The organism is Ligilactobacillus animalis KCTC 3501 = DSM 20602 (assembly GCF_001434535.1).
GTDB classification, from domain to species: Bacteria; Bacillota; Bacilli; order Lactobacillales; family Lactobacillaceae; genus Ligilactobacillus; species Ligilactobacillus animalis.
The window spans coordinates 172,752-187,724 of sequence record NZ_AYYW01000032.1; the positions used below are offsets into that span (position 1 = coordinate 172,752).

The window sequence follows — 14,973 nt, forward strand, 5'->3', positions numbered from 1 at the left end:
ATTCAAGCATAGATAAAAAACTATTTTTGAATACAAAAGCAATAATACCACCAAATCCCCCAAAATTCAAAACGAAAATGAATTTATTTCAAAAGTTGGAGAAATGGAGCAACAACCGTATTTAAAGCGTTTGACTAATTTAGACTACGCGACACATTGCGTGACTTGTCTACTTAGTACCAAACAAGCGGTCACCCGCGTCACCTAAACCAGGAACAATATAACCATTTTCATCAAGACGATCATCCAAAGCAGCAGCGAAAATATCGATATCTGGATGTGCTTTACGTAAAGCTTCCACACCTTCTGGCGCAGCAACTAAACACACAAACTTGATCGATTGCGCACCGCGCTTCTTCAAAGCATCTACAGCCATGATAGCTGAACCACCAGTTGCCAACATTGGATCGACCACAAAAACTTCACGACTAGCTAGATCGCTAGGCATCTTAACGAAATATTCGTGTGGTTGCATCGTTTCTTCATCACGATACATCCCAATGTGACCAACTTTAGCAGCAGGGATAAGATTCAAAATACCTTCTACCATCCCAAGTCCAGCCCGTAAGATCGGTACAACGACGACTTTCTTACCAGCCAAACGTTTTTTGTATGTCTTGCCCATCGGTGTTTCAATCTCAACATCTTCTAACGGCATCTCACGTGAAACTTCATATGCCATCAAAGTTGCGATCTCATCGACACATTGACGAAATTCCCGTGTCCCGCAATCCTTGTCGCGAATGATCGTTAGTTTATGTTGGATCAATGGATGATCTAAGACTTCAAATTTACCCATTGTTAAAATTCCTCCTTTGTCTAGCTCTGCTACTTATTTTAGCCGAAAACGCGCCTATTTGCTACTATTCGCGTTAAATTATTTATTCTTACTGAATTCCTTAAAGAAAACATTTCCAGCCGCTTTCTTTAAGCGGTTCATATAAGCTTCACCTAAACCTGTCTCGGCAACGCCTGCACATAAAATGTAGTCTTGGCTATCAAAAGTTCTGAGACCCGAAAAGAGCCTACTGCTAGCACTCTTGACGTCTGTGCCTAACGAGTAGCCTGCGATATTTTCTGGTAGCTCAGACACTTTAGCTACTTCTGGCTCAAAAGCCATCACGCCGATCTTAGCCGTTTGTGCCTTAGCCCAAGCCAAAGCTTCTTCCCACTCAGCAGCATTTACGATCAAGACCTGAGCATCAGGAGCATAGTGCTTGTATTTCATCCCGGGAGCTTTAGGTGTCTCGGCTTGACCAACATGATGCTTATCTGAACGCACTTCACAACCTAAAATTTCGCTGATCTGCTCGGGTGTGACTGCTCCTGGACGCAAAACAGTCGGCACAGCGGTACTTAAGTCAACGATCGTGGATTCGACCCCAACCGTAGTCGGACCATCATCAACGATCCCTTTGATCTTACCTTCCAAGTCATGAAAGACGTGTTCGGCTGTCGTAGGGCTCGGTTTGCCCGAAGAGTTAGCTGATGGTCCAACTAATGGGACTCCAGCTTCTTTGATCAATTCTAGCGTTGTTTGATTGTCAGGCATCCGAAAGGCCGCGGTCTTTAAGCCACCCGTGACTGCATTGGGCAGTGAATCGGGTTTGATCGGCAAAATGATCGTCAACGAGCCCGGCCAAAAGGCATCCATCAATTTTTGGGCTGCTGTAGGCAATTTTTCGACGTAGCGTTCGACCATTTCCCGTGAACAAACCGTCACGATCAAAGGATTATCTGACGGACGTCCTTTAGCAAGATAAACGCGTTTGACCGCTTGAGCGTTAGTTGCATCGGCCCCTAGCCCATAAACGGTCTCAGTCGGAAAAGCGACCAACTCGCCCAACTGTAGTTCTTTAGCGGCCAAAGCAACTTTATCTGGTGTATAGATCTCAGTTATCAGCACTATTATTTCCTCTTTTCTATTAAAAACTCACTTTTACCATCCGGTCATGTCCGGTGATATCCTGGCGTAATTCGACTTTAGCTGTCGGATAAGCTTGGCTAAAGATCTCGACTACACTTGGACCTTGTTGAAAGCCGATCTCTAAATAGAGCTTACCGTGTTCTGTCAGATGTTGGCTGAGCTTTTCAGCTAATTTCTTATAAAGATATAAGCCTTCATCTGGCGCAAATAAAGCCGTTTTAGGTTCATGCTCTAAAACACTTTTATCCATTAATTCTGCCTCTGATTCGGCAATATACGGGGGATTTGAGACGATCACATCAAATTTGCCCGTGATATTTTGGAAAAGATCACTTTCGATCAACGTGGCCTCTAGCTTCAAGGCTTGCTTGTTTTCTTTAGCAACTGCTAGGGCTTGGGAAGAAATATCACTTAAAGTCACTTCCCAAGCAGGACGTTCATGTTTCAAACTTAGCCCGATCGCTCCGGTACCAGTCCCGATATCTAAGACCCGCAGCGAAGTTTTAGGCTCGGCTTCCAAGATCCACTCGACCAATTCTTCTGTCTCTGGTCGTGGGATCAAGGTTGCTTCGCTGACTTTGAACTCCAAGCCAAAAAAGTTAGCTTTTCCTAGCAAATATTGGGCTGGGTAATCTTGGCAGTATAATTTGACATTGGTAAAAAAGCGCTCTAATTGTTCAGCTGACAATTGCGTCTGATAGTTCATCAACATCTCTGTTGTACTCCAATTCATCTGGCCTTGCAAGAGCAGATCAGCGGCACTTGGATCTTTCCCATGATCTTTGATAAAAGAAAAAGCCCATTGCTGAGCTTTAAAAACTGTCATTTTATCCATTTTGTAATTCTTCTAAGGCTTTAGTTTGATCGTAAAGAACTAAAGCATCGATCACATCTTCTAATTCACCGTTCATGATCCGGTCAAGCTTGTTCAAGCTCAAGCCGATCCGGTGATCAGTCACGCGGTTTTGTGGATAGTTGTAAGTTCTGATCCGTTCAGAACGATCCCCAGTACCGACAGCAGATTTACGGTTTTCGTCATAAGCACTTTGCTCTTGGGCAGCATAATAGTCATAGACACGTGCGCGCAAGATCTTCATTGCTTTTTCACGGTTTTGTTGTTGTGAACGTTGATCTTGCATAGCAACAACGATCCCCGTTGGCAAGTGAGTCATCCGCACAGCTGAAGATGTCTTGTTGATATGCTGACCACCGGCACCAGAAGCGCGGTAAACGTCAACTCTGATATCTTTTGGATCGATCTCGATCTCAACATCTTCTTCTTCGGGCATGACAACTACAGTAGCCGTTGAGGTATGCACTCGACCTTGAGATTCAGTTACAGGGATCCGTTGAACACGGTGAGCCCCAGATTCATATTTCAACTTAGAGTAAACGCTTCGACCATTGATGAGCAATGCGATTTCCTTGAAACCACCTACTTCTGTCATCGTCTTGTCGATAACTTCAATGTTCCACCCTTGATGTTCAGCATACTTGCTGTACATCGTGAATAGATCGCCCGCAAATAGACTCGCTTCATCCCCACCAGCAGCGCCACGGATCTCCATGATGATGTTTTTATCATCGTTAGGGTCCTTAGGTAGAAGTAAGATCTTGATCTCTTCTTCTAATTGTTCTTTTTCAGTCTTTGAACTTGCCAATTCTTCTTTGACCATCGTTGTCATTTCATCATCGTCAAGTCCAGCACTGAGCATCTCTTCGTCATCTTTGATCTGTTGGATGACTTGCTTATATTTGTTATACTTTTCGACTGTTTCACGCAGATCGGCCATCTCTTTTGAAAGTTCCATAAAGCGCTTAGTATCTGCGATCACATCCGGATCAGAGAGCAATTCGCCGAGTTCTTCATACCGATCTTCAAGCATTTGCAATCTGTCAAATAACTTATCCATAAAATTCTCCTTATTTAATAGTATTGTTTGTATCAGTTGGTGGCGCGACGTAATGTTTACGGCACACCGGATAGTAAGATTCATTGCCACCGATCTCGATCTGCTTGCCATCATAAACAGGCTTGCCATCATTGACCCGTAAGTTCATGATCGCTTTTTTGTTGCAGAACCAGCAGATCGTTTTCATCTCTTCGATCTTATCCGCATATAGTAGTAAATATTTTGAACCTTCAAAAAGTTCATTACGGAAATCATTTTTCAAGCCAAATGTCATCACGGGGATATTTAATTCATCGACCACCCGTGTTAATTCTAAAACATGATGCTTACTCAAAAATTGAGCTTCATCGACCAAAACACATGCAGCGTTTGGGTCTAGTTCTTTGACCTTAGCCAAAAGGTCATCTTCCCCAAAGATCGGAAATGCCTTACGCTTAAGGCCGATCCGGCTCGAAACATAACCGACTTCATCGCGGTCATCCAAGCCACTAGTCATAATAATTACGCTTTTATCTTGCTCTTCATAATTATGGGCGACTTTTAAGATCTCGATCGTCTTGCCGCTGTTCATTGCTCCATAGCGGAAAAAAAGCTGTGCCACTAACGCCACCATCCTTTTAATAGTTCCTAAACTAGTATATATGATTTATGCGTAAATTTCATTAATAAATTTGTTAGATGTTGCTATCAGCTAGGCTCGACCCGTTTTTCTGCGCACTGATCTAGATTTTATGGTAAGATACAAGTTGACATAAAAAAATCGGAGGAAATTTCATGTCATTTAAAAGTTCAATCGCAATTACTGCGGGTAAAACTTCTCACTGGTTCTTGCATAACTTTATGCACGGTGGGACCTCTCTGCCTGGTAAATTAACTTTAAAAATTGATCCTGATGTTTTAAAAGCTTTAGCTAAAGATTACGAGATCGTGATCATCACTGGGACCAATGGTAAAACACTGACGACCGCTTTGACTGTAAAAGCGCTCCAAGCTAAATACGGTAATGTTTTGACTAATAAGAGCGGTTCTAATATGAAACAAGGGATCGTGACCGCCTTTTTGACAGCTCAAAAAACGAGCTCTGGCAAAAAGCTCGCTGTCCTTGAAACCGATGAGGCCAATGTGCCGATCGTCTGTGAATATATCAAACCAAAAATGTTCGTGTTGACTAACCTTTTCCGTGATCAAATGGATCGCTATGGTGAGATCTACACGACTTATGACAAGATCTTAAAAGGTGTGTTGATGCATCCTGACGCACTTGTTCTTGCAAATGGAGATGCACCTATATTTAATAGTAAGGAACTACCTAATAAAGTTATTTATTACGGTTTTGCAGATAAAGCTGAAAAAGACCAACTCGCACCAGCTAACACCGATGGGCTGTTGTGTCCTAGTTGTCAACATATCTTGCATTTCAAATACCGTTCTTACAGCAACTTAGGTAAATACTTCTGCCCGCATTGTGGCTTCAAGCGCCCTGAATTGACTTACAAAGTCGATCAGATCAGTGCTCAAACTCCACAATCTTCTAAATTTACGATCAATGGACATGAAGTTGAGTTGCACATCGGTGGGACTTACAACATCTATAACGCCCTAGCCGCTTATGCAGTCGGCTCACAGCTAGATGTCGAACCCGAAACGATCTGCCAAGCGCTCAGTCAAAATGACGAAAAGGTCTTTGGACGTCAAGAAGTTATCGATCTTGATGGCAAAGAAGTGACTATGATCTTGGTCAAAAACCCAGTTGGCCTTGACCAAGTTTTAGAAATGATCAAGACCGATGATAAACCATTTTCACTGGCAGTCTTGTTGAATGCCAATTACGCTGACGGGATCGATACGAGCTGGATCTGGGATGGTGATTTTGAAAACTTACCATTTGACAAGATCCCTAGTGTCTTGACCGGGGGTGAACGTTACAAAGACATCACATTCCGGTTGCGCGTAGCTGGTGTTCCCGAAGAAAACTTTGCGCAACGTGAAAGTCTAAAAGACGTCTTAGCTTATCTCAAAACGATGCCAACAGAACACATCTACGTACTAGCAACCTACACTGCAGTCTTGCAATTACGGAAACTTTTAGCAGATGAAGGCTATATCAAGGGAGGCATGGATTAATATGAAATACCAACTTCACTTAGCACACCTTTATGGCGATCTACTGAACACTTATGGTGATATCGGTAATGTTTTAGTCTTAGAATACTATGCTAAACAGATGGATATCGAGTTGACTTCAGAAGTTATCTCACTTGACCAACCGTTTGATGCTACGAAATTCGACATTGCCTTTTTCGGTGGTGGTCAAGATTATGAGCAAGTCATCGTTTCTAAGGATATCCAAGCCAAAAAACAAGCTTTGACTGATTATATCGAAGACGGCGGTCCAATGCTTGCGATCTGTGGGGGCTACCAATTACTAGGTAAATATTATATCGGGGCAAATGGCGAGCGCATCGAGGGGATCTCCGCACTTGATCATTACACCGAAAGCCAAGACAATAACCGCTTCATCGGCGATATCGTGATCGAAAACGAAGAAACAGGGCAAAAATACCATGGTTTTGAAAACCACAATGGTGTCACCTATCTCGGTAAAGATGAACGTCCTTTAGGAAAAGTCATCAGTGGCCACGGTAACAACGGTAAAGACCAGGGTGAAGGTGCGATCTATAAGAATGTCTACTGTTCTTACTTCCACGGCCCGATCTTAGCCCGCAACGGTGAATTGGCTAAGCGGATCTTACTGACAGCTTTGAAGCGTAAGTATCCTGAAGCTGATCTAACTGCTCAAGAAGAACTAAAAATCAAACCAACATATTAACCAAAATGTTGGGTGTACACTTTCTGGTATGGATAAAAATTCCATACCAGTTTTTTGCGTAAAAAAAACACTTCCCACATTTCTGTAGGAAGTGCCGTACGGGTCTATCCATATCAGTTGACGGACACCCGACTTTTCAACTTTAACTATGCTTTTTTACCCGGTTCAGAAGCAATCAACATCATCTTTCCAGCCAACGTCCAAGATTTAACGGCATAAGGTAAGATAAAATGCATCCCCTTCTTGAGTTCATAGGTACGACCCTCTACTTCCAACTGGCCGTTTCCATCTAAGACTGAGGCCAGTGTATATGGTGCTTGCTGGCGTTCAAAGGTCGCACTACCATCGATCTCCCATTTATAAACGGCAAAGAAATCAGTATCGACAAAACGGGTAACTTTTTTATCCCCTGTTACAGTCGTTTGAATATCCAATTTAGGATCAACATGGGGAACGTTGGTCACATCGATCGATTGCTTCAAATGCAACTCCCGCTTTTTACCAGTCGTTTTATCGACCCGATCAAAATCATACAAGCGATAAGTCGTATCTGAACTTTGTTGCGTCTCTAGGACCATGATCCCTTTACCGATCGCATGGATCGTACCGGCTGGAACATATAGGAAATCACCGGCTTTGACTGGGATCTTGCGTAACAACTTATCCCATTGTTTATTTTCGATCATCTCAGCTAACTCTTCACGCGTCTTAGCATGATGACCGTAATACATCTGAGCTCCTTCATCGGCAGCCAATACATACCAGCATTCGGTCTTGCCCAATTCACCTTCATGTTCTTTAGCATAAGCATCATCGGGGTGGACTTGTACGGAAAGATCGGCTTTAGCATCCAAGATCTTCGTCAATAGTGGGAAAACATCGCCCTTAGCATCACCAAAAACTTCACGGTGCTTATCCCAGACCTCCGTCAAAGTCAAACCTTTATATGGTCCATTTTCAACGATCGCTGGTCCATGTTGGTGCGCTGAGATCGCCCAACATTCGCCTGTATGATCACTTGGGATCTGATAACCGTACTCGGTATATAACCGGTCGCCACCCCAAATTTTTTCTTGAAAATATGGTTCTAAAAATAATGGTTCACTACTCATATTCATCATCGCCTCATCTAAAAGTCTATACTTTTATTCTATCACACTCATATAAATTGTAAACCTTTTCCACTCAGTCCTTTTCTGCCAGATACGTTGCGATGATCTTATCACGCCATTCTAAAAATACTTCATTATCAGCACTTGGATGCACGCGATTTGATAAAACGATCAAGGCATTTTTCCCTTTTTGATCAAGTAACATAAAAGTCCCAGTAAATCCAGTATGATAGAGACAAGGCGTGTTATTGCGATCATAGCGCAGATCCCAGCCCAGTGAACGACCAAGATCGTGGGTCGGAGTATGATCAGCATAGAGCATCGCGACCGTTTCTGGCGCTAACACTCCCGGGATCGTTTGGGGAGCAAGCATCCATTTAGCAAATTTCACCAGATCGGCCAAATTAGAAAATAACCCTGCCGACCCACAATGCTCACCCAAAATAAAAGCTTTAGGATCATGGACTTCACCTTGGATCAAGCCTCTAGTCGCCGTTAACTCAGTGGGCACACACTGCTTTTTTTCCGGAGTAAAGGTCGAAGCTTTCATGCCTAATGGCCGTAAGACCTCAGTCGTGATCACCGCTTGTACCGGTCGGTGGTAAAAAGCTTCGATGATCTGTCCGAGTAAGATCAGCCCGATATCTGCATAAACGACCTTTTTCCCCAACCAAGCAGCTGGCTTCAAAGTATATAAAGCCGCCATTAATTCCACTGGTGGTAATTGATCACGATTTTTTATGTAACCACTAAGAGCAGACGTGTGGGTCAATAAGTGGCGTAGAGTCACCCTTTGATCGGTGAACCGCGGTAAATATTTAGCGACCCGATCGTCTAATCGTAGTTTTTTTGCCTCTAACAGCTGTAAGATCACCGTCGTCGTCCCAATGACCTTCGTCAACGAAGCCAGATCATATAAAGCTCCCTCTTCTAGTGGTTTTACCGTTGGAACTAGTTGCTTATTGCCAAAGACTTCAGTTTGGATATCGTCTTGGCAGATCATAGCATAGGAGACCCCAGGGACGATCTTTTGGTCTACCAGCTGGTGTAGTAAGGCAGCTGTCTTTTCGTTCATGCTCGATTTTCCTCTTGTTTCAATTGATTGATATAGATGATCTCGAATTTACCATCAGCATAGTCTACCCGACTAGCCCGCGAATTGTCGACTAAAAATAGTGGTACATCGCCGTTCAACGACTCTAAGAAATTCGACAAGATCAAACCATGCGTTACGATCAAAATGTTGCAATCTTTGCCTTCATATTCACAGGCGATCGTCTTTAAAGCTCGGGTAAAGCGCTGTTCGAGGTGAACTGAAGTCTCGATCTCTTCTTCACCATCCATCGTCCGAAAAAGCTCGGTCAACTCAGAGACGTGCTCTTCATTGGCAAAAGCCCGCAAGATCTTGCGCAACCCTAGCGTTCGCAAAGCTGTAGGGACCATCGTAAAATTATTGGCTTCTTCAAATTTACCAAAACTCAATTCACGCAGATCGGGATCACTATAGATCGGTGGATAACCCTGTTTATTTTCCGCGAGAATATAGCGCGCTGTTTCTTGGGTCCGCTGAAGATCACTCGTATAAACAGCCTCAAACCGGATATTTTCCAACTCTTTGCCTAGTCGCTTGGCCATGCGGATCCCTTTTTTGGTCAACGGAGAATTCGTTGTCCCCTGCAATCGGCGTGATCGATTCAAACGCGTCTGTCCGTGGCGGACTAAATAAAAATGTATCACTATTTTCACCAACTCTTTTTTTCTAAAAATACCTATCTCTATTATAGATTTACCACGCCAACATGCAAAACATTTTACCTAAAACTTCTCGCAACCATAATTCAAATGATTGTGCTAAAATGTTGATAGACAATGGGGGTAGTATTTTTGGCAAGTAATTCTGATTCGATTTTCAACGTTTTATCATATTTGAAGCGCCATCCTGAAAAGATCTTTGCTTTGAGATCACGTTATGACAATGTGATCCAGATCTTTTTCAAAGATGCGGTCAAAGTCGCTGATGCAAATATTTATTTTCCTGACAACAAATTAATGGTCAATTGTCTGACTGATGATTTTTTAGCTCAAAACGGTGATCTTTTAGACAGCTTTTGGCAACTAGCTGGTCACGACTACATCGATCATCATGAAATTTGGGCTACAACATCACATTTGACCGAGAAAAATATGTACTTATTGGAGCTCTCATTTGAATAGTATGAGACAAAGCACCAAGGATCTCACCAATATCGTGATGAGGTCCTTGGTGCTTTGCGCTTTGATTATTCTTCGTTTTCAAGTGGACGGTGAACTTTCCAGATCAAAAGCAAGTTCAATGCCATCAAGGCTGCTGTTACCAAGAAGACCGCTTGATAGTCGAACAGACCCGAGATGAGCGACCCCATCATTGAACCAAGCATCGCCCCAGCCGCTTGAAATGACTGATTATAACTAAAGATGCGCCCAAAGGCTTCCCGTGGAACACTGACCGTCAAGACCGTTTGAACTGCTGGTAATAACGCTGCATTAGCGATCCCCAATAAGAAGCGCCAAAAGCCTAAACTCCACGGTGACGTCACAAAATACATCGGCAAAAAGACTACCATAGCAGCCACTAAGCCAAAGACTAATACTTTTAGTGGTCCGATCTTATCCATCTTGACACCTAAGCGTGAAGCGACTAACAACGTCCCAAAACCAGGCATTGCCGCTACGACCCCACTGACAAAGGATACATTACCCGTACCGTGCATCAATGATTTGACCAACAAACTGACGATCGGCGCGATCGACATCAAGGCCGATTGGATAAACAGCGTCGTGATAAACATTGCAATGATCAACTGTTTGTTTTCTAACTGTGTAAAGATCTCTTTCATCGGTTTCATCTTTTTAGCTGGGATCGGCGTAAAATGCTCTTTTGTATTAAATAAGGTCAGCAAAAAGACGATCCCCATCATCGCCCCGCAAACAAAAAACGTTACTCGATAGCCAGCAAAACCAGCTAATAGACCACCAACTAAAGGGCCGAGCAAATTCCCCGTCACGTTGGCGGTCATCATATTTGCCATCACAGCCCCAGAACGATTATGCGGGGTCTCGCCTGCCATAAAAGCAGTCGCATTATTGATATAGCCAGAAAAAGCTCCTTGAGCGAAGCGCAATAATACGATCGTCCAAGCATGGTGGACTAAGCCAACAGCAAAGATCGTAAAAGTCATCACCCCAGAAGCTCGTAAACACATGAGTTTGCGTCCTTTTTGATCGGCAAGATTGCCCCACAGTGGTGAAACGATCGCCTGGGCTAGATATGTAACAGCAAAGGCTAGGCCCGCATATAAGTTCAATTCAAATTTTCCATAGGGATGCAAGGTTTCAATATAGAGCGCCATAAATGGCATCGTCATCGAAAAATTCAACCCCGTCATAAAACACCCTAACCAGAGGGTCATAAAGGTTTTGCGCCATGAAGCAGGCAGCTCAGGATCTGCTACCATATTCATCACTCCTGTCATCATAATATTTACACTCTAGCAAAAATAACTTCAAATTACAAACCCAAGCAAAAAAGTGAACTACCTTGAGCAGTTCACTTTTTAATTACATTTCAAAGTCTTTTTCAGGATCCAAGCCGTAAAGTTCACTGACTGGATCAGTCTTAGCAGTCGGTTTAACTACGAGGATCGCCGTAATTGCTTTAGTCGACTCATATCCGGCTAAAGATACCACGTCTTCAATCAGATAAGTCAGACCGTCACTATTATAAATATGCTCACCGATCACCGGTAACTTTTCAAAAGAAGTTTTGTTCATCCGGTAATAATCCCCGTTTTTTTCGTGCATGACTAGAATCGCTTGCGTCACTTCGATCCCCCCTAAAAATTTTTTGCTTTACCAAAGCTCTTTCATTATAGTATATATCAATATTTTTTTACATAGGTATCTGCCAAAAAATATAAAAAGTTCTGCCAATATTCCAGCAGAACTCTCTACATTAGATATTGATAACTTTTTCCAAGAACGCTTTAGTCCGTTCATTTTGGGGATCTTCAAAGATCGCTTCGGGACGTCCTTCTTCGACAACATGACCCTCAGCCATGAAGACAACACGATCAGCTACTTCTTTGGCAAAGCCCATTTCGTGGGTCACAACGACCATCGTCATCCCATCTTTAGCTAGATCTTTCATAACTTCCAAAACATCACCGACCATTTCGGGGTCAAGCGCTGAGGTCGGTTCGTCAAACAACATGATATCTGGATTCATCGCCAAAGCACGCGCGATCGCGACCCGTTGCTTTTGTCCCCCGGAAAGTGAGGCTGGCATCGCATCGAACTTATCAGCTAAACCGACCGTTTCCAGTAACTGTTTAGCAGTCGTCATCGCTTCATCCTTATTGGCCTTGCCCAACTCAACCGGTGCTAGCATGATATTTTCACCCACACTCAAATTGTTGAACAAGTTAAAATGTTGGAATACCATCCCGATATTTTCACGGGCTTTATCGATATTTGTCTTAGGATCACTGATATCATGCCCATCGATCACGATCGACCCGGAAGTTGGTTCTTCGAGCTTATTCAAGCAACGCAATAAAGTACTCTTCCCTGAACCAGAAGGCCCGATCAAAACGACCACTTCATTATTCGCAACTTTAAAATCAATGCCCTTTAACACTTGATTTGAGCCGTAGTTTTTCTTTAAATTCGTAACATCTACTTTTAAATCTGCCATTAATTATTGATCCTCCGTTCGATCCACTTCGAAAGAAGCGTTAAAACTGTAATGATGACTAGATAGATCACCGCAACGATCGCCCACACTCTAAAGCCTTCGAGGTTTCGTGCGATAATGATCTTACCAGTCTGAGTAAGTTCAAGTAACCCGATAACAGATAAGATCGAGGTATCTTTTAAGGTAATGATGAATTGGTTGATAAACGATGGGACCATGATCTTGATCCCTTGAGGTAAGATGACCCGACGCATCGATTTACCAAACGGCATCCCTAAACTACGTGCGGCTTCCATCTGCCCTTTATCGACCGATTCGATCCCACCTTTAACAAAGGCAGCAGTATAGGCACCTTCATTTAACATCAACGTGATAACACCAGCTAAGAAGGCTGGCACTTTGCTACCGATCAAGCTTGGGACACCATTATAGATGAACAGTGCCAACACGATCAATGGTAACCCACGGAAGATGTAGATGATCGTTGTTGAAAGTCCACGGCAGAATTTGTTTGGTACGACACCTAACAGACCGACAAAGATACCAAAGATCGTGGCACAAAAGATACCCACAACGGTCAACTTCAGCGTCTCAATGATCCCTGAGATAAAGGCATCTTTGTTTTCTTTTAAGATACCTAAAACTGTTCGATCTTCAGCCGTTTCTGTTTGTGATTTGACTTTAGTTTTAGAAGTTGCTTTACCTTCTGTATATTTTTTGATGATCTTATCATACTCACCATTAGCTTTCAACTTAGCTAGACCTTCATTGAACATCTTGAGTAGCTCTTGGTTTTGGCCTTTTTTAACAGCAAAACCCGTTTCTGTCGTATTAGCTGGCTTAGTTACAACTTTTAGATCTAAGCCATTTTTGATTGCATAATACATCACAGCACTATCTTCAAAGCAAGCAGCAGAGTTACCATTGATGACATCATTGTACACACCATCAGAATCATCGAATGTTACGATCTCAAAACCGTATTTATCTTTGATTGAATTAGCATAATCAGCCCCTGCTGTTCCAGTCTTAACGGCAACTTTTTTACCCTTCAATTCAGATAGAGATTTGATTCCACTACCATCTTTGACCGCCATTACGATCCCAGCTGAATAGTATGGATCAGAAAAATCAAATTTTTGCTTCCGTTCTTCTGTGATCGACATCCCAGCGATCATCCCATCGGCTTGGCCAGCACTTACGGATTGAACAGCAGCGTTGAAGCCAACGGGGCGGATCTTAACTTTAAAACCCTCTTCTTTAGCAATTGCACGTAAAAGATCTAAATCGATCCCCACATACTTATTCTCTGTGTTGGCATACACAAACGGCGGGAAAGTCACATCCGTGTCGATCGTATATGTCTTTTCTGATGCAGCTTGGATCTGTGGCTGGGAGAAAACACCCAACATAAATAATCCAAACACTGCACTTAACATTGCAATAAACTTCTTCATGGGAACTCCCCTTTACTAGAATTTAATATAAAATTATTATAGCACAACTTTTGTCAGAAGATAGTACATGGAAATCAAAACCATAATATAGAACTTAGATTTCGTATCATAATACTATTAAAAAAGCCTATAAAAACGGGGTTTATCTCAAATCCCAAAAACAAAATTAATTTTTGATTAATTTTTGTAGCATGTTACTAATCGAAATTCCAATTCCCCCTTTAAAACCCTAAAACAAAAGCATTTATAATTAAATTAACACTAGTAAAATCACGCCCTGTAAATGTAATAAAACATAACATATCATTTGCGAAACATTTCAAACTCGCTCGTTTCCCCCTGTAAAATTTTTTCGATCGCTTGCGCCAGTATTTTTCGTTCGACCGGACGATACCTCTTTAGCCCAGGCAAAGCTGCAATTACGTGTAAGATCTTGCCTAAATAATAAGTACTCTTTTTAGTACGATCATAGATCAAGCCGGGATATACAACATAGGCACGCTTACCTAGAACTTGACGTGCGTATTTTTCAACGGCCCGCTTAGCTTTTAAATAAGCTGGCGGTCCCGCATTAGCGGAAATGAACAAAAATTTGGTCTCACTTGTTTTGATGGTCGTAATGATCTGTTTAACTGGTTGAATACTAGCATTTTGATAATTCAACTGTCTTTTGCGATCAGGCCACAAGATCCCCACACAATCGATGACCCAATCCGCTTCGTTGAGCAACACTTGCCAAGCTCCCATCTGCTTTAGATCTACTCTTTGATACGTAACACCAGCTACACTGTGCGAACGCTTGCCCCCACGTGATAAACTGTATAGTTACAGTGTCTTATCCTTGACCAGAACCTGTAAGATACCTTGTCCAACAAAACCAGTCCCACCAACAACGACAACTTTCATCAGCTCATCTGCTATATAAAATGTAGAACAATATAGAAGCTTAAGTACATTCTTCTACATTGTTAGAAAGAATTATATAGTTTTTCCTTTCCTAAT

16 protein-coding genes are annotated in these 14,973 nt (G+C 42.5%); 3 read left to right on the top strand and 13 right to left on the bottom strand.

The features are described 5' to 3' along the window. Positions 1-169: 169 nt before the first annotated feature. The 5 genes from upp to FC30_RS06070 all read right to left on the bottom strand — a co-directional run bounded on the left by upp (position 170) and on the right by FC30_RS06070 (position 4,441). Entirely contained in the window at positions 170-799 is a 630-nt protein-coding gene (gene upp / locus FC30_RS06050; RefSeq protein WP_010688651.1) for a uracil phosphoribosyltransferase, read from the bottom strand. 78 nt (positions 800-877) lie between these two features. Then, positions 878-1,906: an L-threonylcarbamoyladenylate synthase gene (locus tag FC30_RS06055; RefSeq protein WP_010688650.1), complete on the bottom strand. Its 1,029-nt coding sequence runs from the start codon at positions 1,904-1,906 to the stop codon at positions 878-880. 19 nt (positions 1,907-1,925) lie between these two features. Next, positions 1,926-2,762, bottom strand: a complete 837-nt coding sequence (prmC, locus tag FC30_RS06060) for a peptide chain release factor N(5)-glutamine methyltransferase (RefSeq protein ID WP_010688649.1) — start codon at positions 2,760-2,762, stop codon at positions 1,926-1,928. Next, positions 2,755-3,840, bottom strand: coding sequence for a peptide chain release factor 1 (gene prfA, locus FC30_RS06065; protein ID WP_010688647.1), 1,086 nt, complete (start codon positions 3,838-3,840; stop codon positions 2,755-2,757). Before prfA ends, prmC begins: the two co-directional genes overlap by 8 nt. A gap of 10 nt (positions 3,841-3,850) precedes the next feature. Continuing rightward, positions 3,851-4,441: a thymidine kinase gene (locus tag FC30_RS06070; RefSeq protein WP_010688645.1), complete on the bottom strand. Its 591-nt coding sequence runs from the start codon at positions 4,439-4,441 to the stop codon at positions 3,851-3,853. 173 nt (positions 4,442-4,614) lie between these two features. Here FC30_RS06070 and FC30_RS06075 point away from each other — a divergent pair, with 173 nt between their 5' ends. Next, the gene (locus FC30_RS06075; RefSeq protein WP_010688644.1) at positions 4,615-5,964 is read left to right on the top strand and encodes a Mur ligase family protein; all 1,350 of its coding nucleotides are present in this window, start codon (positions 4,615-4,617) and stop codon (positions 5,962-5,964) included. A gap of 1 nt (position 5,965) precedes the next feature. Beyond that, on the top strand, positions 5,966-6,670 hold the full coding sequence (locus tag FC30_RS06080; RefSeq protein ID WP_010688642.1) for a type 1 glutamine amidotransferase: 705 nt from the start codon (positions 5,966-5,968) through the stop codon (positions 6,668-6,670). Positions 6,671-6,816: 146 nt separating this feature from the next. On the opposite strand, the gene manA is transcribed toward FC30_RS06080, so the two are convergent. From manA to FC30_RS06095, 3 genes are all read right to left on the bottom strand, one after another. Beyond that, positions 6,817-7,782: a mannose-6-phosphate isomerase, class I gene (manA, locus tag FC30_RS06085; protein ID WP_010688640.1), complete on the bottom strand. Its 966-nt coding sequence runs from the start codon at positions 7,780-7,782 to the stop codon at positions 6,817-6,819. Positions 7,783-7,855: 73 nt separating this feature from the next. After that, positions 7,856-8,857 (bottom strand): serine hydrolase domain-containing protein, encoded by a 1,002-nt coding sequence (locus tag FC30_RS06090; RefSeq protein ID WP_010688637.1) that lies wholly within the window; start codon positions 8,855-8,857, stop codon positions 7,856-7,858. After that, positions 8,854-9,528, bottom strand: a complete 675-nt coding sequence (locus FC30_RS06095) for a histidine phosphatase family protein (protein ID WP_180978430.1) — start codon at positions 9,526-9,528, stop codon at positions 8,854-8,856. Before FC30_RS06095 ends, FC30_RS06090 begins: the two co-directional genes overlap by 4 nt. 138 nt (positions 9,529-9,666) lie before the next feature. On the opposite strand from FC30_RS06095, the gene FC30_RS06100 reads away from it, so the two are divergent. After that, on the top strand, positions 9,667-9,996 hold the full coding sequence (locus tag FC30_RS06100; protein WP_010688633.1) for a hypothetical protein: 330 nt from the start codon (positions 9,667-9,669) through the stop codon (positions 9,994-9,996). A 65-nt stretch (positions 9,997-10,061) separates the two neighbouring features. On the opposite strand, the gene FC30_RS06105 is transcribed toward FC30_RS06100, so the two are convergent. The 5 genes from FC30_RS06105 to FC30_RS06125 all read right to left on the bottom strand — a co-directional run bounded on the left by FC30_RS06105 (position 10,062) and on the right by FC30_RS06125 (position 14,703). Continuing rightward, on the bottom strand, positions 10,062-11,276 hold the full coding sequence (locus FC30_RS06105; protein ID WP_029507297.1) for an MFS transporter: 1,215 nt from the start codon (positions 11,274-11,276) through the stop codon (positions 10,062-10,064). A gap of 103 nt (positions 11,277-11,379) precedes the next feature. After that, complete coding sequence (locus FC30_RS06110; protein WP_010688631.1) at positions 11,380-11,643, bottom strand: hypothetical protein; 264 nt, start codon at positions 11,641-11,643, stop codon at positions 11,380-11,382. A 130-nt stretch (positions 11,644-11,773) separates the two neighbouring features. Beyond that, positions 11,774-12,514: an amino acid ABC transporter ATP-binding protein gene (locus FC30_RS06115; protein ID WP_010688629.1), complete on the bottom strand. Its 741-nt coding sequence runs from the start codon at positions 12,512-12,514 to the stop codon at positions 11,774-11,776. After that, positions 12,514-13,971 (bottom strand): amino acid ABC transporter substrate-binding protein/permease, encoded by a 1,458-nt coding sequence (locus tag FC30_RS06120; protein ID WP_029507296.1) that lies wholly within the window; start codon positions 13,969-13,971, stop codon positions 12,514-12,516. Before FC30_RS06120 ends, FC30_RS06115 begins: the two co-directional genes overlap by 1 nt. A gap of 303 nt (positions 13,972-14,274) precedes the next feature. Beyond that, on the bottom strand, positions 14,275-14,703 hold the full coding sequence (locus FC30_RS06125; RefSeq protein WP_235804180.1) for a Rossmann-fold NAD(P)-binding domain-containing protein: 429 nt from the start codon (positions 14,701-14,703) through the stop codon (positions 14,275-14,277). Positions 14,704-14,973 lie beyond the last annotated feature (270 nt).

What these genes read in the sequence shown, in the direction of transcription:
- upp (WP_010688651.1), bottom strand. Translation starts at nt 799, where the DNA reads ATGGGTAAATTTGAAGTCTTAGATCATCCATTGATCCAACATAAACTA.
- prmC (WP_010688649.1), bottom strand. Translation starts at nt 2,762, where the DNA reads ATGGATAAAATGACAGTTTTTAAAGCTCAGCAATGGGCTTTTTCTTTT.
- prfA (WP_010688647.1), bottom strand. Translation starts at nt 3,840, where the DNA reads ATGGATAAGTTATTTGACAGATTGCAAATGCTTGAAGATCGGTATGAA.
- FC30_RS06075 (WP_010688644.1), top strand. Translation starts at nt 4,615, where the DNA reads ATGTCATTTAAAAGTTCAATCGCAATTACTGCGGGTAAAACTTCTCAC.
- FC30_RS06080 (WP_010688642.1), top strand. Translation starts at nt 5,966, where the DNA reads ATGAAATACCAACTTCACTTAGCACACCTTTATGGCGATCTACTGAAC.
- manA (WP_010688640.1), bottom strand. Translation starts at nt 7,782, where the DNA reads ATGAGTAGTGAACCATTATTTTTAGAACCATATTTTCAAGAAAAAATT.
- FC30_RS06090 (WP_010688637.1), bottom strand. Translation starts at nt 8,857, where the DNA reads ATGAACGAAAAGACAGCTGCCTTACTACACCAGCTGGTAGACCAAAAG.
- FC30_RS06105 (WP_029507297.1), bottom strand. Translation starts at nt 11,276, where the DNA reads ATGGTAGCAGATCCTGAGCTGCCTGCTTCATGGCGCAAAACCTTTATG.
- FC30_RS06115 (WP_010688629.1), bottom strand. Translation starts at nt 12,514, where the DNA reads ATGGCAGATTTAAAAGTAGATGTTACGAATTTAAAGAAAAACTACGGC.
- FC30_RS06120 (WP_029507296.1), bottom strand. Translation starts at nt 13,971, where the DNA reads ATGAAGAAGTTTATTGCAATGTTAAGTGCAGTGTTTGGATTATTTATG.